Source organism: Cellulomonas sp. NTE-D12, from assembly GCF_027923705.1.
In the GTDB taxonomy this organism is placed as follows: domain Bacteria; phylum Actinomycetota; class Actinomycetes; order Actinomycetales; family Cellulomonadaceae; genus Cellulomonas.
This window is the reverse complement of record NZ_AP026442.1, coordinates 1,395,557-1,412,961: the sequence shown is the minus strand read 5'-3', so window position 1 is coordinate 1,412,961 and position 17,405 is coordinate 1,395,557. Positions and strand designations below refer to the sequence as shown.

The window sequence follows — 17,405 nt, the reverse complement described above, 5'->3', positions numbered from 1 at the left end:
CGGCACGCCCGAGGGTGCCGACGGCCGCGCCGTGGACGGTTCGCCCCCGCCGGCGTCAGGCGAGCGTGCGCAGCCGCGCCGTATCGGCGGACTGGGACAGCAGCCCACCGCTGGGCGTGGAGCCGTCGGACCAGCGCAGCAGCGCACCGACACCCTCGACCAGCTCCGCCTCACCCTCGCCCGCGAACGTCACCCCCGCGTCCTGGCCGAGGGCCGCCTGCAGCAGCGCCACGTCGCACGGCATCGAACGGGCCTCGCCGGACGTGACGCCGATCGCCGCCAGGTCCCCGGCGCTGGTCGCCAGCTGGAGGGGGTCCGGACCCACCCACAGGGTCCGCTGCGTCAGCGCGGCGGCCCCGTCGCCCAGCACCAGCTCGGCGACCTGACCGCGCCGCAGCACCTCCACCACGGAGTCCAGGGCCGTTACGGCGGCGTTCCCCTGGCCCAGCGCCTGCCGGAACCGGTTCAGCGTCGCAGAACGGCGCCGTGCGCGGTACGCGTCCACCGCCTCGACCTTCTTGGTGTGGAAGGCCTCCCCGTGCACGCCCTCGCCGCGGCCGCCCCCCGGCACCTCGACCATGAGGTCACGCGCCGGCTGCCCGACGGCGTCACGGACCAGCGCGACCGCCCGCACGTCGCCGGTCAGCACGACGAGGTCCGGCGGGTCTTCGGCGACGCGGTGGTCGAGCGCCGAGGCGACCGCCTCCGCGTTGCGCTGCCAGGAGTCCTCGGCACGGGTCTGGGACCGGCGGTCCAGGCCACCGCCGCGAGTCTTGTGCACCTCGTCGTGACCGCCGTGCACCACCTCGGTGGTCGGCTTGGCGTCCCGCTCCCCGGCCTGCACGCGTTGCAGGTCGGCACCGTTGCGGTCCACTGCGACGACGAGCAGGTCGACGGTCTCGTCGGCGGCGTGGATCGCCTGCAGCAGCGCGGGCGCCGGCCCGAACATGCCCTGCGACTGCGCCGGTGGCGTGGACAGCAGCCGGTCGACCACCAGCCCGTAGGCGTCCGCCACCAGCACGCGGCCGTGCGGGGTGCGACGACCGTCGGGCACCTGGAGGCGCTCACCGATCTGATCCAGCACCTCGGCCGGTGCCCCGTCACGCTCGAGCGCTCGACGCACCGCCTTCCACCGGTCCGCCGCCTCCGCCTCAGCGGACAGCTGGGACGGGGTCGCATCCAGGTACACGGTGGTGAAGGGAGCGGGACGCCCGAGCAGGGGCTTGAGCCAGTGCAGATCCATCGAGAGGACTCCTCGGTGCTCGACGGTCCCCGGCGACCACGGCGGGGCCGAAGGCCCCGGGGCTGACCCCTCTACCTTCCGCCACCCGCACGGCCGAGCGCCACCCCGGATGCGATCGCCTCGTGGTGGCGGATCACCTCCTCCACGATGAACGCGAGGAACTTCTCCGCGAACACCGGGTCGAGGTCCGCCTCACGGGCGAGGTCGCGCAGGCGGGCGACCTGGACGGCCTCGCGGCCGGGGTCGGACGCGGGCAGCCCGAGCTCGGCCTTCAGCACGCCGACGCGCTGGGTGGCCTTGAAGCGCTCCGCCAGGATGTGGATCAGCGCCGCGTCGATGTTGTCGATGCTGTGCCGCAGGCGGGCGAGCTCGGCCGGCACCACGGGGCCGGTCGGGCTGCTGTCGCTCACGCGCTCTTCTCGCGGGGCGGGCGCTTGTCCCGCGGAGCCTCGCGCGGCACCAGCGTCGGGTACACGTTCGCCAGCACGACGTCCCGGGTGATCACCACGCGGGCGACGTCGTCGCGGCTCGGTACCTCGAACATCACCTGCTGGAGGACCTCTTCCATGATCGCGCGCAGCCCGCGAGCCCCGGTGCCCCGGAGGAGCGCCTGGTCGGCGATCGCCGCCACCGCGTCGTCGTCGAACTCGAGCTCGACGCCGTCGATCTGGAACATCCGTTGGTACTGCTTGACCAGGGCGTTGCGCGGTTCGGTGAGGATCCGCACCAGGGCCTCGCGGTCCAGGGGAGACACCGTCGTGATCACCGGCACGCGGCCGATGAACTCGGGGATCAGACCGAACTTCAGCAGGTCCTCCGGCATGACCTCGTCGTAGACGTCGATGTCGTCGGCGGTGTGCAGCGGCGCCCCGAAGCCGATGCCCCGACGGCCGGCGCGCGACGTGATGATCTCGTCCAGGCCGGCGAAGGCACCCGCCACGATGAACAGCACGTTGGTGGTGTCGATCTGGATGAACTCCTGGTGCGGGTGCTTGCGGCCACCCTGCGGCGGCACCGACGCCGTCGTGCCCTCGAGGATCTTCAGCAGCGCCTGCTGCACGCCCTCGCCGGACACGTCCCGCGTGATCGACGGGTTCTCGCTCTTGCGGGCGATCTTGTCGACCTCGTCGATGTAGATGATGCCGGTCTCGGCCTTCTTGACGTCGTAGTCCGCCGCCTGGATCAGCTTGAGGAGGATGTTCTCCACGTCCTCGCCGACGTACCCAGCCTCGGTCAGGGCGGTCGCGTCCGCGATGGCGAAGGGCACGTTGAGCATCTTCGCGAGCGTCTGGGCGAGGTACGTCTTGCCGCAGCCCGTCGGGCCGATCAGCAGGATGTTCGACTTCGCGATCTCGACGTGGTCCTCGGCGGGACCGACGCGGCCGGTCTCACCGGCCTGGATGCGCTTGTAGTGGTTGTAGACGGCGACGGCCAGCGATCGCTTCGCGGCGTCCTGGCCGATCACGTACTGCTCGAGGAACTCGAAGATCTCCTTCGGCTTGGGCAGCTCGACCATGCCCGCCTCGGTGCTCTCCGCCAGCTCCTCCTCGATGATCTCGTTGCAGAGGTCGATGCACTCGTCGCAGATGTACACGCCCGGTCCGGCGATCAGCTTCTTGACCTGCTTCTGCGACTTCCCGCAGAAGGAGCACTTGAGGAGGTCGGCCCCGTCCCCGATCCGAGCCACAGAATCCCCTTCCTCGAGTGCACCCGCGGTGCGTTCCGTGCATCGTCCCGCAGCACGGCTCCGGCGGCGGTGCGCGTCTTCCCATTGGACACCACGGCAGGCGCCGTGTCAGCCGTACCCCCCGCAACGGACGGCGTGTCCTGCCGGGCCGATCCGCCGGCCCCCGGTCACGACTGGGACGCAGGTCCCGGTGCGCGACGGGGAGCCGACAGATCGGCCCTTCCCGTCAGGACGGCTGGACGGTCGTCGGCACGACGCCCTTGCGGCTGGCCAGCACCTGGTCGACCAGGCCGTACTCGGCGGCCTGCTGGGCGGTGAGGATCTTGTCCCGCTCGATGTCCTTGCGCACCTGCTCCAGCGGCTGCCCGGTGTGGTGCGCGAGAGCCTGCTCGAGCCACTCGCGGATGCGGATCAGCTCGTTGGCCTGGATCTCGATGTCGGACGCCTGCGCGTAGCCGCCGCCCTCCATGGCCGGCTGGTGGATCAGCACGCGGGCGTTCGGCAGCGCCAGCCGCTTGCCGGGCGTCCCGGCTGCGAGCAGCACGGCCGCGGCGGAGGCGGCCTGTCCGAGGCACACCGTCTGGATCTGCGGCTTGATGTACTGCATCGTGTCGTAGATGGCGGTCAGCGCGGTGAACGAGCCGCCGGGCGAGTTGATGTAGATGGTGATGAGGCCGTCGGGGTCGGTGCTCTCCAGCACCAGCAGCTGGGCCATCACGTCGTCCGCGGACGCGTCGTCCACCTGGACTCCCAGGAAGATGATCCGGTCCTCGAACAGCTTGGTGTAGGGGTCCTGCCGCTTGAACCCGTACGCGGTGCGCTCCTCGAACTGAGGCAGCACGTACCGGCCGGACGGCGAGGCGGGTGCGAGGCCACCGGGGCCGGCCAGGCGGCCGGCGGCGGCGACGAACTGGGACTCGATGCTCATCAAGGTCTCCTCTTCAGGTCGTCGGACGTCAGGCCGTGCCGCCGCGGCCCGTGACCGCGTGGGCCGTCTCGACGACGTGGTCGACGAAGCCGTACTCGAGCGCCTCCTGCGCCGTGAACCAGCGGTCGCGGTCCGCGTCGGAGTTGATCTGCTCGATCGTCTTGCCCGTCTGCTGGGCGGTCAGCTCGGCCAGCACCGTCTTCATGTGCAGGATCAGCTGGGCGTTGATCCGCACGTCGGTCGCGGTGCCGGCGATGCCGCCGGACGGCTGGTGCATCATCACGCGGGCGTGCGGCGTCGCGTAGCGCTTGCCCTTGGCGCCCGACGAGAGCAGGAACTGCCCCATCGAGGCGGCCATGCCGATGCCGATGGTCGCGACGTCCGGCTGGACGTACTGCATGGTGTCGTAGATCGCCATGCCGGCCGTGATCGAGCCGCCCGGCGAGTTGATGTACAGCCAGATGTCCTTGTCCGGGTCCTCTGCCGCGAGCAGCATCATCTGGGCGCAGATGGCGTTCGCGTTCTCGTCGCGCACCTCCGAGCCGAGCCAGATGATGCGCTCGCGCAGCAGACGGTTGTAGATGGAGTCGTTGAGACCGAACCCCGGGGAATCGGCCCGGGCGATCGCCGGCACCTGCTCGTTCACGGATGGGCTCCCTCGTCGAGTGCTGGTGGATCACCGTGCCGCCCGGTCCGGGTCCGAGAGGGACCGTGCTGGGCGGCGACGCTGCAGCGACCCTAACGCCCTGCCAGGTGGGGCCATGTCCGGCGCGGGGGCCGTTTCGCTGACGGCGCACGGGGCGCACAGCCCGGCTTCGAGCCGCTGCGGCAGCCCGGCCGGTGCGGCCGGACGTGCGACGGGCCCGGGCCGGCGTGGTGCCGACCCGGGCCCGTCGTGACGGTTGCGAGCTCAGTCGCGGATGATCGCCGAGATGTCGGTCGCGGCGTCCGTGGCGACCGGGGAGGCCTGCTCCGTGGTCTCGCCGGCCTCGTCGGACTCGGCAGCCTGCGCCTCCGCCTCCTCCTCGTCCGTACCGATGAACTCGGACAGGTCGACGGTGGCGCCGGCCGGGTCCGTGACGGTCACGCGGCGCAGCGCGACGGCGAGCGCCTTGGACCGGGCGACCTCGGCGACCATCGAGGGGATCTGCCCCTGCTGGTCGATCGTCTGGATGAAGGTGTTCGGGTCCATGCCGTACTGCCGCGAGGCGTTGATCAGGTAGTCGACCAGCTCGGGCTGGCTGACCTTCACCTGCAGGTCCTCGGCGAGGGTGTCGAGCAGGATCTGGTTGCGAAGCGCGGTGGTGGCCTGCTCGGTGACCTCGGCGCGGTGGACGTCGTCCTCGAGGCGACCCTCGGACTCCAGGTGGCGCACCACCTCGGCCTCGACGACGCCGGCCGGGACCGGGATGTCGAGGTCGGCCAGCAGCTGCTCGAGCAGCCGGTCGCGGGCCTGGACGGCACGGTTCTGGGTCTTGATGCGGCCGACCTGCTCGCGCAGGTCCACCAGCAGCTCGTCGAGCGTGTCGAACTCGCTGGCGAGCTGGGCGAAGTCGTCGTCGGCGTCGGGCAGCTGACGCTCCTTGACGGTCGACGCCGTCACGGTCACCTGAGCTGTCTGGCCGGCGTGCTCGCCGCCCACCAGGACGCTCTCGAACGTGGTGGTCTCCCCCGCCGACAGGTCGGTGAGCGCCTCGTCGAGACCCTCGAGCATGTTGCCGGAGCCGATCTGGTAGCTGACGCCGCTGACCTTGTCGACCTCCTCGCCGTCGATCGTGGCGACCAGGTCGATCTGCACGAAGTCGCCGTCCGCGGCGGGGCGGTCGACGCCGACCAGGGTGCCGAAGCGCTCGCGCAGGCCGTCGAGCCGCGCCTGCACGTCCTCGTCCGTCACCTCGACGTCGTCCACGGCGACCGTGAGGCCGTCGAGCGCCGGCACCGTGATCTCGGGGCGGACCTCCACCTCGGCGGTGAAGTGGAGCTCGCCCTCCTCGCCGGGCTTGGTGCTGGTGAGGCCGGGGACCTGGGTCACCTCGACGTTCGGCTGGCCGAGCGGGCGCAGCTTGTTGTCACGCACGGCCTCGGCGTAGAACTCGCCCAGCCCCTCGTTGACCGCGTGCTCGATGACGGCGGGCCGTCCCACGCGCTGGTCGATGATGCGCGGCGGCACCTTGCCCTTGCGGAAGCCCGGCACGGTGACCTGCTCGGCGATGTGCTGGTAGGCGTGCTCGATGCTCGGCTTGAGCTCGTCGTACGTCACCTCGACGGTCAGCTTGACCTTCGTGGGCTCCAGGGTCTCGACGGCGCTCTTCACTTCGGGTGCTCTCCAACTGGTTCGGCGGGCGCCGGTGCTCCGGCGGGGGCGCGTGCGTCGCGCGTACCGCCCGTGATCGAGCAGGGCGGCGTCGACCTCGCGCTGGCGACCCTCGATCGTACGTCACGGCATCCTCGCGCCCCAATCGGCCCCTGGTGCTCGGCGCTGCCGTCCGGGGCACGCCCCGTGGACCCAGGGCGATCGGACAGGTCGGGTACGTCCGGGCGGCGGACCGCCGAGGTCCGGCAGACTGGCGCCGATGAGCTTCTACGGCGAGACCGAGGTGGGGGGTCCCAGCGGGCTGACCTATGCCGTGCTGGTGACCCGGCTGGCGCACGACGAGCTGCTGGAGATCCTCACCGCAGAGCGGTTCTCCGGCTGGGTCGCGCCGACGGAGGACGGGTGGACGGTCGCCGTGCCCGAGTCACCGGTCGGTCACGTCGCCTCGCACCGACGGCGCCTGCCCGAGCTCGCGGAGGCGATCAGCGAGCGCACCGATGCCGTGGTGGCCTCGGTCGTGGTGGTCAAGGACGAGCTGCTGCGGCTGTGGGCGGGCCGGGCCGGCGGCCAGCTGGTCGACTACGTCAGCGACCCGAGCGTCGGTGCCGAGGACGCGCCGCTCGAGCTGGACCCGTTCGGCAACCCGGTGGGGATCTCCGACGGTCCGGTCGGGGCGCACGGGGCCTCGGCCCTCGCACGCGCGGCGGACCGGGCGCAGGCTGCCGACGAGCTGCAGGAGCTGCTGGCCGAGCGGCTCGGGGAGAGCGAGAACGAGTCGGAGCGGCTGCAGGCCGCGGCACGGCTGCTCGGCTGGCCGAGCTGGCTGGTCGCCGTCGACTCGCTACCGCGGCGGGTGCCCGGCGGACCGGACGCGTCGGCGTTCACGCGGCTGCGGGCGGGACGCGGGGGCATCGGCGGGATCGCCGCCGCGCAGGCGGCTCGGGTGGTGCGCCGGAAGGCCTGATCCGCCCGGTACCCTGAGGGCCGCGGTCCGCCCTGGCGGACCTGTGCGGACGTAGCTCAATGGTAGAGCCCCAGTCTTCCAAACTGGCTACGCGGGTTCGATTCCCGTCGTCCGCTCCACCCCCGTATGCGCAGGTCACAGGTGCGATCAGCCAGGCGTACCGATGGCCAGGGCGCCCCGGCCCGGTTGCCGGGCGAGCCTGCGGCGCAGCGCGTCCTGGGCGGGCACCGGCAGCAGCCGGGCGATCGTCGCCATCCGCCTCGCGTTCTTGCCGGACAGGTAGGAGGGCCGGGGACGGGAGGCGCGCAGCGCGCGCTCGACGGTCGCCGCCACGACCTCGGGTGGGCTGCCCTTCTCGTGCAGGTCGGCGAAGAAGTCCACCAAGTGGCCGAACGCGTCCCCGTACAGCGCCCGGCCCTGCGCGGTCGCCTCGTCGAGCACCCGCTGGGCGTCGCTCTCGAGCTTGTCCACCGCCTCGCTGCGGATGCTGCCCGGCTCCACCACCGTCACGTGGATGCCCCACGGCGCGAGCTCCTGCCGCAGCGCGGTGCTCATCGTGGCCAGCGCGCTCTTGGTGGCGGCCAGCGGGCCGACGAACGGTGGCGTGAAGCGCGCGCCGATCGAGCCGATCATGACGATCCGGCCGCGGGCGCGCCGCAGCAGCGGGAGGGCAGCCTGGGTGATGGCGAGCTGGCCGGTGACGTTGACGTCGAGCTGGCGGCGGAACTGCTCGACCGGGATCAGCTCCAGCGGACCGAACACCCCGATCCCGGCGTTGTTCACCAGGCCGGCGAGACCGGCGTCGCCGACGTGTGCGGCGACGACCTCGACGGCCGACGCGACCTGCAGCGGGTCGGTGACGTCCAGGATCACCGGGGTCACGTCGCCACCGGCCGCCGCGGCGAGAGCCGCTTCGTCCGCAGGCTTCCTGACGCCGGCGAACACGTGGTAGCCGCTCCTTGCCAGGCGCAGCGCCGTGGCGCGACCGATGCCGGACGAGGCTCCGGTGACCAGCACGTGGGAATGGGCGCAGGTGGTCATGTCTCCCCCTTCAGGACATGCGGGTGCCGGTGAGGTAGGACTGGACGACCGGGGCGACCCACGGGATGAGGTCCTCTGTGCCCGCTGCCGTCAGTGCGTCGAGGCGGACCGCGTAGCGGGCGACGGCCAGGCCGACGAGCTGGCTGGCGGCCAGCGCAGCACCGAGCTCGGCGTTCTCGGAGCGGAACGACGTCGCGAGCTCGCCGAGCACGCGGTCGGCGAGCAGTCGACGCAGCAGGGCCGCGGCGTGCTCGCTGTCGACGGCGGACCGGATGAGCCCGAAGAAGGGCCCCGGCTGCGACACGTCCCCCAACAAGGACAGGAAGTACCTGACCAGCCGCTCCCCGGCGGCATCCGGTGCGCCGGCCGCGACCGCCGCGAGGGCCCGCTCGGGGACGATCAGAGCGGTCGCCACCTCGGTGAACAGCTGCTCCTTCCTGCCGAAGAAGCGGCGGACCAGGGCGGAGTCGACGCCGGCGGCGGCCGCGACGCCTCGCATGCTCGTCCCGTCGAACCCGTGGGCCGAGAAGCACTCGGCCGCCGCGGCGACGATCTGCTCCCGCGTGCTCGTCGGTCCGGGACGCCTGCCGGTCCGTACCATCGACCCCTCCTAAGTCCTCATTCGGAGACTTAATGAAGTCTGCACCCGGGGACTTATTCGAGCAAGCACCTGGAGCCGTCTCATCCGGTCGACGACTCGGTGGCCGGCGGGCACGACCCGATGCACCATGAGCAAGGGTGCTGTCGGGCGCGGAGGTGCGAGATGGCGGCGGTGGACGAGGTCCTGGTCGGCCTGAAGGACCAGCTCGGGGGGCTGCGCGAGCTGTACCGCGACCTGCACCGGCATCCCGAGCTCAGCATGCGTGAGCACCGGACGGCCCAGCTCCTCGAGCAGCGGCTGAGCGGCCTCGGCTACGCGGTGCAGCGGATCGGCGGGACGGGAGTGGTCGGGGTGCTGGCCAACGGGCCCGGACCCGTCGTGCTGGCCCGAGCGGACATCGACGCGCTGCCCGTGCGCGAGGCGACGGGGCTGGACTACGCGTCGACAGAGACGGTCCAGGACGACTCCGGACCCGTGCCCGTGATGCACGCCTGCGGGCACGACATGCATGCCGCGGCGCTGCTGGGCGCCGCCGCGCTCATGGCCGGCCGACGCTCCGCATGGTCGGGGACGTACGCGGTGCTGCTCCAGCCCGGTGAGGAGATCGGGGCCGGCGCGCAGGCGATGCTGGACGACGGCCTCACGACGAAGATCCCGCGGCCCGACGTCGCCGTGGGTCAGCATGTGCTGCCGTTCGAGGCCGGGACGATCGGCACGACCCCGGGTCCGGTGCTGTCCGCCGGGGACTCGGTGAAGGTCACCGTGTACGGCAAGGGCGCGCACGGGTCGATGCCGCACAACTCGGTCGACCCGGTGGTGCTGGCGGCCAGCATCGTGCTGCGGCTGCAGACCATCGTGTCCCGGGAGACCCCGCCGGGGGCGTTCGCCGTGGTGACCGTCGGAGCCCTGAACGCCGGCACCAAGTCGAACATCATCCCCGACCGGGCGACGCTGCTGCTGAACCTGCGGACGTACGACGCCGCCCTGCGCGCGCGGGTGGTCGCCTCGATCGAGCGGATGGTCCGCGCGGAGTGCGAGGCTTCCGGCAGCCCCCGCGAGCCGGACATCGAGTACTACGACCAGTTCCCGCTGACCTCCAACGACCCGGGCACGAACGACCAGGTGACGCGCGCGTTCGTCGCCCACTTCGGCGCCGACCGCGTGCACCACCAGGAACCCGTCACCGCGTCCGAGGACTTCTCCCGCATCCCCGACGCGTTCGGCATCCCGTACGCCTACTGGACGGTCGGCGGGCACGACGCGGCGGAGTACCGCGCCGCCGTTGCGGCCGGCCGGGTCGCGCAGGACATCCCGGCCAACCACTCGCCCCTCTTCGCACCCGTCATCGACCCCACCCTGGCGACCATGGTGCAGACCCAGGTGGTCGCCGCCCTCGCCTACCTGGCGCCGACGTCCTGACGGCGACTGCGCACGAGGCGTCGCGGGCCGGGCGGCCTGATGATGGAGACCCCCTGCCGTCTGCCGTCCGCCCCGTGAAGGAGCCTCGTGACCGCCTCGCCGCGCCCTGTCGTCGACTTCTGGTTCGACCCCGCCTGCCCGTGGGCCTGGATGACCTCGCGGTGGCTGACCGAGGTGAGCCGGCACCGCGACGTCGACCTGCGCTGGCACGTGATGAGCCTGTCCGTGCTGAACGAGGGCCGGGACCTGCCGGACGACTACCGGCGGCTGATGGACGACTCGTGGGCGGCCGTGCGCGTCGCGATCGCGGCCGCGCGGGACCACGGGCACGAGGTGCTGGCGCCGCTGTACACGGCCCTGGGCACCCGGCGGCACCCGCAGGGCCGGACCGACACCGACGCGATCATCGCCGAGTCGCTCGCGGAGGTCAGCCTGCCGGCCACGCTCGCGGAGGTCGGCGGCACCACCGAGGTGGACGACCTGCTGCGTGCCTCCCACCAGCGTGCGATCGACCTGGTCGGGGACGACGTCGGCACGCCCGTGATGGCCATCGACGGGGTCGCGTACTTCGGACCGGTGGTGACGCCCGCGCCGACCGGCCAGGCCGCGCTGGACCTGTTCGACGGCCTGGTGCTGATGACCCGCGTGCCGGGTTTCTACGAGCTCAAGCGGACGCGGACGGCCGGCCCCCAGTTCTGACCGGCGCCCGGCACCGGGCCCGTCCGTCGCCGCGTCACCACGGCACCGTGCCGTCGTCGTCGAAGAACGCGCCCGTCGGTCCGCCGGGGCCGAGCAGCGCCGCCCGCACGATCGCCCGGGCACCCTCCTCCACCGTCTGCACCCCGCGATGGCCGTTGAAGTCGGTGGCGGTGAAGCCCGGGTCGACACAGTTGACGCGCAGCTGCGGGAACGCCTTGGCGTACTGCACGGTGACCATGTTCACCGCCGCCTTCGCCGAGCTGTAGGCGAGGAGCTGGTACCGGCTCGCGATCGACCCGGGGTCGGTGGCCAGCGTCAACGACCCCAGCCCGCTGCTCACGTTCACCACCGTCGCGGCTGTGGACCGCTGCAGCGCCGGCAGGAAGGCCCGCGTCACGCGCACGAGGCCGAAGACGTTGGTGTCGAACACCGTGCGCATCAGGTCCGCCGTCACGTCGGCCGGTGCCGCGAGGCCGCCGGACACCCCGGCGTTGTTCACCAGCACGTCGAGGTCGCCGACCGTTGCGGCCGCCGCGGCCACCGAGGCGTCGTCGGTCACGTCCAGCTGCACGAGCCGGGCGCCCAGCTCGTCGGCGGCTCGCCGGCCGCGCTCGGCGTCCCGGGCGCCGATCCACACGTCGTGCCCGTGGGCGAGGAGCTGGCGGGCGGTCTCGCGGCCGAGGCCCTTGTTGCCACCTGTGATCAAGGTCGTCGTCATGCGAGCAGCCTGTGCCGGTCCACCGGGCGCCGGCAGGTACCCGCAGTACCAGGGTGCGGAGCGGCCGGTCGGCGGAGCGAGACTGGGTCCATGCCGTCCCACCTGGGAACCGTCCTGCGCACGTGGCGGGAGCGCGTGGCACCCGCGGACGTCGGTCTGCCGCCCGGGTTCCGCCGGCGGACCCCAGGGCTGCGCCGCGACGAGCTCGCGCTGCTCGCCGGCATCTCGGTCGACTACCTCATCCAGCTGGAGCAAGGACGCGCCATCGCGCCCTCCCCGCGGGTGGTCGAGGCACTGGCGGGGGCCCTGGGGCTCGGCACGGCCGAGCGCGAGCACCTCTTCCTGTCCGCCGGGCTGCGCCCACCGGGCGCCGGCATGGTGTCCCGGCACGTCACGCCCGGGGTCCGTCGCCTGGTCGACCGGCTCTCGGGCACGCCGGTGAGCGTGTGGGACGCGACCTGGACGATGCTGCTGGCGAACGACGCGTGGATGGCGCTGCTCGGCCCGCTCCGCGACGAGACGGAGCGCAACCTGCTCTGGCGGCACTTCGTGCTGGGGGTCAGCGCGGTGCGCCACGGGTCGGCCGGCGACCTCGACCGCTTCGAGACCGCCCTCGTCGCGGACCTGCGGGCGGCTGCGGCCGACCATCCCGCCGACCGGTCGGTGGACGGCCTGGTCAGTGGCCTGCGGGCGCGCAGCGAGCGGTTCGCGCAGCTGTGGGACGCCGGGGTGGTGGGACGGCACGCCTCGGAGCGCAAGACGGTGGTGCACCCGTCGGTCGGCGAGGTCGTGGTGGACTGCGACGTGCTGACCGTGCCGGGAGCCGGTGACCTGCGCGTCGTGCTGTACACCGCGGACCCGCGCAGCGAGGCGGCGGGCGCGCTGGCGCTGCTCTCGACGACCGGCCCGCAGCACCTCTGACCACACCCCGACAGGACGGACGACGATGGACCACGACCCGGCCGGCATGACGCACGCCGGACCCGTCGCCCTGGTGGAGTGCACGCGGGGCGAGCTCGTCGAGAGCGAGCACCGCGGCTCGTTCTGCCTCGCGGACGCCCGGGGCCGCGTCCTGCTCGGCGCCGGTCCCGTCGACGCGCCCGTCTTCCCGAGGTCGACGCTGAAGCCCCTGCAGCTCGCCGCGATGCTCCGCAGCGGCCTCGAGCTCCCCGAGGACCTGCTCGCGCTCGGCGCGTCGAGCCACTCGGGCGCGGCGGTCCACCGGGACGGTGTGCGTCGGATCCTCGCGCTGCACGGGCACGACGAGACGGCGCTGCGCAACGTCGCGGCACTGCCGTTCGGCGAGCCCGAGCGGGAGGAGTGGCTGCGCACCGGCCACGGACCGGTGCCGGTGTGCCAGGACTGCTCCGGCAAGCACGCGGCGATGGTGGCGACGTGCGTGGTCAACGGCTGGTCGGTCGACGACTACGTGTCCCTGGACCACCCGCTGCAGCGCGCCATCGAGCGGACCATGACCGAGCTGACCGGCGAGCAGCCCGCCACCGTCTCCGTGGACGGCTGCGGCGCCCCGCTGTTCGCCGTCAGCCTGCGTGGCGTCGCCACGGCGTACGCGCGGCTGGCGACGGCGGCCGAGGGCACGGCCGAGGGCCGGGTGGCGGCGGCGATGCGTCGGTTTCCCGAGCTGGTGGGCGGCGAGGGTCGGGACGTCACCCAGCTGATGCGTGCGGTGCCCGGCCTGGTCGCCAAGGACGGTGCGGAAGGGGTGCAGGCGCTGGCAGTGCCGAACGGGACCGGCGTGGCGATCAAGATCGCCGACGGCTCCGACCGGGCTCGGCTGCCGGTCGCGCTCGCGGTGCTGGAGAGCCTCGGTGTCGACCCGGCCACGCTCCGCACCGTGCCCGTACCGCCGGTGCTCGGCGGTGGGGTGCCGGTCGGGCGCCTGCAGGTGCCGAGCTCGGTGCGGCGGCTGCTGGACGCCGGCTGAGGGCACCGACGCTCAGAGCCGGCCGGAGGCCGCGGCCGACCGCGCCCACGTCTGCCAGTCGACGCCCCTGACCAGGGCGGTCGGTCCCGGCAGCACGGAGCCGGCCATCGTGCTGGGCGATGCCGGCACCGGCTCGATCCGCACCCGCTCGCCGCGCAGCTCGACCAGCTGCCGGACCAGGTCCACGAGGTCCTCGCGACGAGGTCCGGCCACGTCGACGTCGCCGTCCGTCCGGTCCGTCGCGAGCTCGACCAGGAGCCGTGCGACCTCCCGCGACTCCACCGGCTGGGTCGGCATCTGCATCACCTGTGCCGTGCCGCCGTGCCGGCCCCGGTCGAGCACCTGCCCGGGGAACTCGTGGAACTGCGTGGCGCGCAGCACCCGGGGCCCCGGCGCGTGCTCACGGGTCGCGCGCTCGTGGGCGAGCGTGGCGACGTACCAGGGGTGGTCCTGGCTCCGGTCGACGCCGACGATCGACAGCACGACCGTGCGACGCACCCCGGCGGCGTGCGCCGCGGCGCCGAGGTTGGCCGCCACCCGGGTGAAGAAGTCGACGGCCGCGGCCTGGTCCATCAGGGGCGAGCGCGTCGTGTCGATCACCGCGTCCACGCCCTCGAGGCGGTCACCCACCGATCCGGGGACGGTGAGGTCCACGCCGGTCGCGCGGCTCAGCGGCACCACCTCGTGGCCGGCGGCCCGCGCCAGCTCCACCACCTGCGTGCCGATCAGGCCCGTCGCACCGGCCACCGCCAGCCTCTGCACGTCCGTCACCCTGCCGATGCTAGGCGGGCGGTCACCGGGTGAATCAGGCGCCCGTGAGCCGCACCACCCGATGGAGTCCTTCCGGTGCGCCGGTTCAGGCCGATAGGGGGGGTGCCACCCGCGCGCGATGCGGCGCTCGCCGGGCGACGGAGTGGGCAGAGAGCGCGAGGCCTGGATGACGGCGATGCATCGAACCCCGTCTCCGTTCGTGGTGGCCGCCGGTGTGGCGGTCGTCGGGGTCGTCGCCTTCGCCCTGGCCGGTGCCCACGTGCGGCTGTGGCTGCTGGTCGTCGCTCCGCTGGCCGCGGCGGTGACCGTCATCCTGTCCGTGGGGTTGCGCGGTCCGGCACGGCCACGGGCGTGGCTGCTGCTGGCGTTCGCGCTCGTCTCGGCCGCGATCGGCTCCGCGGTGCAGGTGCACGAGCAGGCCATCACGTCGGCCGTGTCTCTCGGCTTCGACATCGGCTCGCTGGCGGTCGGTGTCGCGATCCTCGGCTTCACCCCTCCGGCGCCGGCCGAGCGCGACCGCCTGGCCTGGTTGGACAGCGCGATCGGCCTGGTCACGCTGGCGACGCTCGGCTACCAGTTCCTGGTCCAGCCCTACGTCGACGCCGGGGCCACCGGGGCCGCGATCACGTCCGCCGCCGCGCTGCCCACCCTCGACCTCGCACTCTTCGCGCTGCTGCTGCGGCTGCGCGACCGCGGCCCACGACGCAGCGTGTCCCTCGGTGTCCTGGTCGCGGCGCTGTGCTGCGCGGTCGCGTCCGACACCGTCGTCGGGCTGGCGACCATCGGCGGTCAGTACCACCCCGGCTCGCGGTGGGACGGCTTCGCCTACACCTCCTACCTGGCGCTGGGCCTCGCTGCGGTGCACCCGTCGATGACCAAGGTCGGGCTGCCCTCCGCGGGCGTCGCGCCCTCACGGGTCCCCGGCCTCCTGATGCTGCTGCCCGCAGGAGCTGTCGTGCCGGCGCTGTGCCTCGGGGCGGTGCTGGGCACGCTGCACCTGGACCTCTGGCTCGCCGCGGCCGCCGGTCTCGTGCTCTTCCTGCTGGCGATGTCCCGCGCGATCGACCTGCTCGCCCGCAGCGAGCGGGCCAGCCTGCACGACGCCCTGACCGGCCTGGCCAACCTCCGGCGGTTCCGCAACGAGCTGGCACGGTCGGCGCACCTGCCGCACGGCGTGACGGCGCTGCTCGCGCTGCTCGACCTGGACGACTTCAAGGCGATCAACGACACGTACGGGCACACGGTGGGCGACGCCCTGCTGGTCCAGGTGGCCGACCGGCTGACCACTGCGCTTCCGGCAGGACTCCTCGTCGCCCGGTTCGGCGGCGACGAGTTCGGCGTCCTGGCCGTCGGGACCGACGCCGACGCGACGGCGCACGCAGACCGGATCGGCGGCCAGATCCTCTCGGTGTTCGCCGAGCCCTTCGTCCTGGAGGGCCTCCCGCTGCGGGTGTCGGCGAGCGTCGGTGTGGTGATCTCCCCCGACGTCCAGACCCTCGAACGGCTGCAGGTGGACGCGGACATCGCGATGTACGCCGCCAAGGACGCGGGCCGAGCGACCTACCGCGTCTACAGCCGGGAGCTGCGCGACCAGGTGCTCGGGCAGCGCGAGCTCGCCGGCCAGCTGGACCACGCGCTGCGCCACCCGGAGTCCGGCGGGCTCTGGGTCGCCTACCAGCCGGTCGTGGCGGTCGACGGCGCCGGCCTGCGGTCCGTCGAGGCGCTGGTGCGGTGGCGGCACCCCAGCCGAGGTCCGCTGCTGCCCGGTCAGTTCCTCCCCGCCGCTGAGCACGCGGGCCTCTCTGCGGACCTCGACGAGCTGGTCCTCGCCACGGCGCTTCGTCAGCTGGCCACCTGGTGCGACGCCGACCCCGCGTTCCGGTCCGTCCGGGTCGCCGTCAACATGACGGCGGCCTCGCTCAGCCGCTCCGACCTGGTCACCCATGTGCTCGACCACGTCGCGAGCGCCGGCGTGCTGCCCAGCCAGCTGACCATCGAGATCACCGAGCAGACCGCGGTACCGGGTGGCGCCGAGCTGACCGCTGCGCTGACGGAGCTGACGGCAGCGGGCGTGGAGCTGGCGATCGACGACTTCGGCACCGGCTACTCCGCCCTGAACTACCTCGAGCGGTTCCCCGTCTCGGTGCTCAAGCTGGACAGCAGCCTGATCAACTCCGTCGACACGCAGCCCTCACCCCTGCTGGCGGCGGTCACGGCGCTCGCCCGCTCCCTGGGGCTCGTGCTCGTCGCCGAGGGTGTCGAGCGGGCCGGGCAGCTGGTGGCGCTCCAGCAGCTCGACATCCCCTACGTACAGGGCTTCCTGTTCGCCCGGGCGCAGCCGGCCGGCGCCGTGGAGGACTACCTGCGCAGCCACGGTGCGCACACCGGCGGGCGCGCGACCGCGTCGTCCGGACCACCGGCCGGGCGCAGCCTCCGCGTACCCTCGCCGGGCCGCCCGACGCCGTAGCAGCGGGCCACCCCGAGCGGCCCCGCCGGGCGGAGGACGGTGGGCGGTCCGGCGCGCGCTGACACGTCGTCCCCCGGGCGCGGACCCCGCTCAGCGCCAGGACGGGTCGACCCGCTGGAGCTCCACGGTGTGCAGCGCACCGTCACGCACCCGCGCCGTCACGAACGTCGCGAACGGCTGACGCCGCCGGTCCGTCGGTGAGCCGGGGTTGAGCAGCCGCATCCCGGCAGGTGTGCGCGAGTCCCACGGGATGTGGCTGTGGCCGAAGACGAGCACGTCCAGGCCGGGGTGGTCCCGGTCGCAGCGCGCCTCGCGGCCGGTCGCCGGTCCGGTCTGGTGCACCACCCCGAGACGGACGCCGCCCAGCTCGACCGTCGCGACCGTGGGCAGCAGCCTGGTCAGCGCCACCGAGTCGTTGTTGCCCGCGCAGCCGACCAGCTGCACAGCCCGCGAGGCGAGCGCGGCGTAGAGCTCCTCGGAGATCCAGTCGCCGGCGTGGACCACCACGTCCGCCGCGTCGACCGCTGCCCACACGACGGGCGGCAGGTCGCGCGCCCGGGCCGGGACGTGCGTGTCCGCGAGCAGCACCAGTCGCATCGCCCGATCCT

The 17,405-nt window shown here is 73.1% G+C and carries 17 protein-coding genes and 1 tRNA gene; 7 read left to right on the top strand and 11 right to left on the bottom strand.

The genetic code is table 11. The annotated features are described in order from the left end of the window. Positions 1 to 55 precede the first annotated feature (55 nt). The 6 genes from QMF98_RS06550 to tig all read right to left on the bottom strand — a co-directional run bounded on the left by QMF98_RS06550 (position 56) and on the right by tig (position 6,172). Positions 56 to 1,243, bottom strand: coding sequence for a baeRF2 domain-containing protein (locus tag QMF98_RS06550; protein ID WP_337975207.1), 1,188 nt, complete (start codon positions 1,241 to 1,243; stop codon positions 56 to 58). Between the two features lie 71 nt (positions 1,244 to 1,314). After that, positions 1,315 to 1,653 carry a chorismate mutase gene (locus tag QMF98_RS06545; protein WP_291762093.1) on the bottom strand — a complete coding sequence of 113 codons (339 nt, stop codon included), beginning with the start codon at positions 1,651 to 1,653 and terminating at the stop codon, positions 1,315 to 1,317. Beyond that, complete coding sequence (gene clpX / locus QMF98_RS06540; RefSeq protein ID WP_337975206.1) at positions 1,650 to 2,930, bottom strand: ATP-dependent Clp protease ATP-binding subunit ClpX; 1,281 nt, start codon at positions 2,928 to 2,930, stop codon at positions 1,650 to 1,652. The genes QMF98_RS06545 and clpX overlap by 4 nt, the downstream gene beginning before the upstream one ends. Positions 2,931 to 3,156: 226 nt before the next feature. Next, the gene (locus QMF98_RS06535; protein WP_337975205.1) at positions 3,157 to 3,858 is read right to left on the bottom strand and encodes an ATP-dependent Clp protease proteolytic subunit; all 702 of its coding nucleotides are present in this window, start codon (positions 3,856 to 3,858) and stop codon (positions 3,157 to 3,159) included. A gap of 28 nt (positions 3,859 to 3,886) precedes the next feature. Continuing rightward, a complete protein-coding gene (locus QMF98_RS06530) occupies positions 3,887 to 4,504 on the bottom strand; it encodes an ATP-dependent Clp protease proteolytic subunit (RefSeq protein WP_337975204.1) in 618 nt (205 codons plus the stop codon). Positions 4,505 to 4,768: 264 nt separating this feature from the next. Further along, positions 4,769 to 6,172: a trigger factor gene (gene tig, locus QMF98_RS06525; RefSeq protein ID WP_337975203.1), complete on the bottom strand. Its 1,404-nt coding sequence runs from the start codon at positions 6,170 to 6,172 to the stop codon at positions 4,769 to 4,771. A 259-nt stretch (positions 6,173 to 6,431) separates the two neighbouring features. Here tig and QMF98_RS06520 point away from each other — a divergent pair, with 259 nt between their 5' ends. Together QMF98_RS06520 and QMF98_RS06515 are read left to right on the top strand one after the other, a co-directional pair. Continuing rightward, entirely contained in the window at positions 6,432 to 7,136 is a 705-nt protein-coding gene (locus QMF98_RS06520) for a hypothetical protein (RefSeq protein ID WP_337975202.1), read from the top strand. 45 nt (positions 7,137 to 7,181) lie between these two features. Beyond that, a tRNA-Gly gene (locus tag QMF98_RS06515) sits at positions 7,182 to 7,255 on the top strand. A gap of 28 nt (positions 7,256 to 7,283) precedes the next feature. On the opposite strand, the gene QMF98_RS06510 is transcribed toward QMF98_RS06515, so the two are convergent. Continuing rightward, complete coding sequence (locus tag QMF98_RS06510) at positions 7,284 to 8,177, bottom strand: SDR family NAD(P)-dependent oxidoreductase (RefSeq protein WP_337975201.1); 894 nt, start codon at positions 8,175 to 8,177, stop codon at positions 7,284 to 7,286. Between the two features lie 10 nt (positions 8,178 to 8,187). Further along, positions 8,188 to 8,778 (bottom strand): TetR/AcrR family transcriptional regulator, encoded by a 591-nt coding sequence (locus tag QMF98_RS06505; RefSeq protein WP_337975200.1) that lies wholly within the window; start codon positions 8,776 to 8,778, stop codon positions 8,188 to 8,190. A gap of 162 nt (positions 8,779 to 8,940) precedes the next feature. Here QMF98_RS06505 and QMF98_RS06500 point away from each other — a divergent pair, with 162 nt between their 5' ends. Beyond that, positions 8,941 to 10,197 carry an amidohydrolase gene (locus tag QMF98_RS06500; RefSeq protein WP_337975199.1) on the top strand — a complete coding sequence of 419 codons (1,257 nt, stop codon included), beginning with the start codon at positions 8,941 to 8,943 and terminating at the stop codon, positions 10,195 to 10,197. A gap of 87 nt (positions 10,198 to 10,284) precedes the next feature. After that, positions 10,285 to 10,896 carry a mycothiol-dependent nitroreductase Rv2466c family protein gene (locus tag QMF98_RS06495; RefSeq protein WP_337975198.1) on the top strand — a complete coding sequence of 204 codons (612 nt, stop codon included), beginning with the start codon at positions 10,285 to 10,287 and terminating at the stop codon, positions 10,894 to 10,896. A 34-nt stretch (positions 10,897 to 10,930) separates the two neighbouring features. Here QMF98_RS06495 and QMF98_RS06490 read toward each other — a convergent pair whose 3' ends face one another. After that, the gene (locus QMF98_RS06490; protein ID WP_337975197.1) at positions 10,931 to 11,614 is read right to left on the bottom strand and encodes an SDR family NAD(P)-dependent oxidoreductase; all 684 of its coding nucleotides are present in this window, start codon (positions 11,612 to 11,614) and stop codon (positions 10,931 to 10,933) included. A 90-nt stretch (positions 11,615 to 11,704) separates the two neighbouring features. Between QMF98_RS06490 and QMF98_RS06485 the strand changes: the two genes are divergently transcribed. Then, on the top strand, positions 11,705 to 12,535 hold the full coding sequence (locus QMF98_RS06485) for a helix-turn-helix transcriptional regulator (RefSeq protein ID WP_337975196.1): 831 nt from the start codon (positions 11,705 to 11,707) through the stop codon (positions 12,533 to 12,535). A 25-nt stretch (positions 12,536 to 12,560) separates the two neighbouring features. Beyond that, complete coding sequence (locus QMF98_RS06480; RefSeq protein WP_337975195.1) at positions 12,561 to 13,559, top strand: asparaginase; 999 nt, start codon at positions 12,561 to 12,563, stop codon at positions 13,557 to 13,559. 12 nt (positions 13,560 to 13,571) lie between these two features. On the opposite strand, the gene QMF98_RS06475 is transcribed toward QMF98_RS06480, so the two are convergent. Next, positions 13,572 to 14,330 carry an SDR family oxidoreductase gene (locus QMF98_RS06475; protein ID WP_337975194.1) on the bottom strand — a complete coding sequence of 253 codons (759 nt, stop codon included), beginning with the start codon at positions 14,328 to 14,330 and terminating at the stop codon, positions 13,572 to 13,574. Positions 14,331 to 14,505: 175 nt separating this feature from the next. Between QMF98_RS06475 and QMF98_RS06470 the strand changes: the two genes are divergently transcribed. After that, positions 14,506 to 16,797, top strand: coding sequence for a putative bifunctional diguanylate cyclase/phosphodiesterase (locus tag QMF98_RS06470; protein ID WP_337975193.1), 2,292 nt, complete (start codon positions 14,506 to 14,508; stop codon positions 16,795 to 16,797). Between the two features lie 90 nt (positions 16,798 to 16,887). Here the strand turns inward: QMF98_RS06470 and QMF98_RS06465 are convergent, their stop codons facing one another. Continuing rightward, entirely contained in the window at positions 16,888 to 17,394 is a 507-nt protein-coding gene (locus QMF98_RS06465) for a metallophosphoesterase family protein (protein WP_337975192.1), read from the bottom strand. Between the last annotated feature and the right edge of the window lie 11 nt (positions 17,395 to 17,405).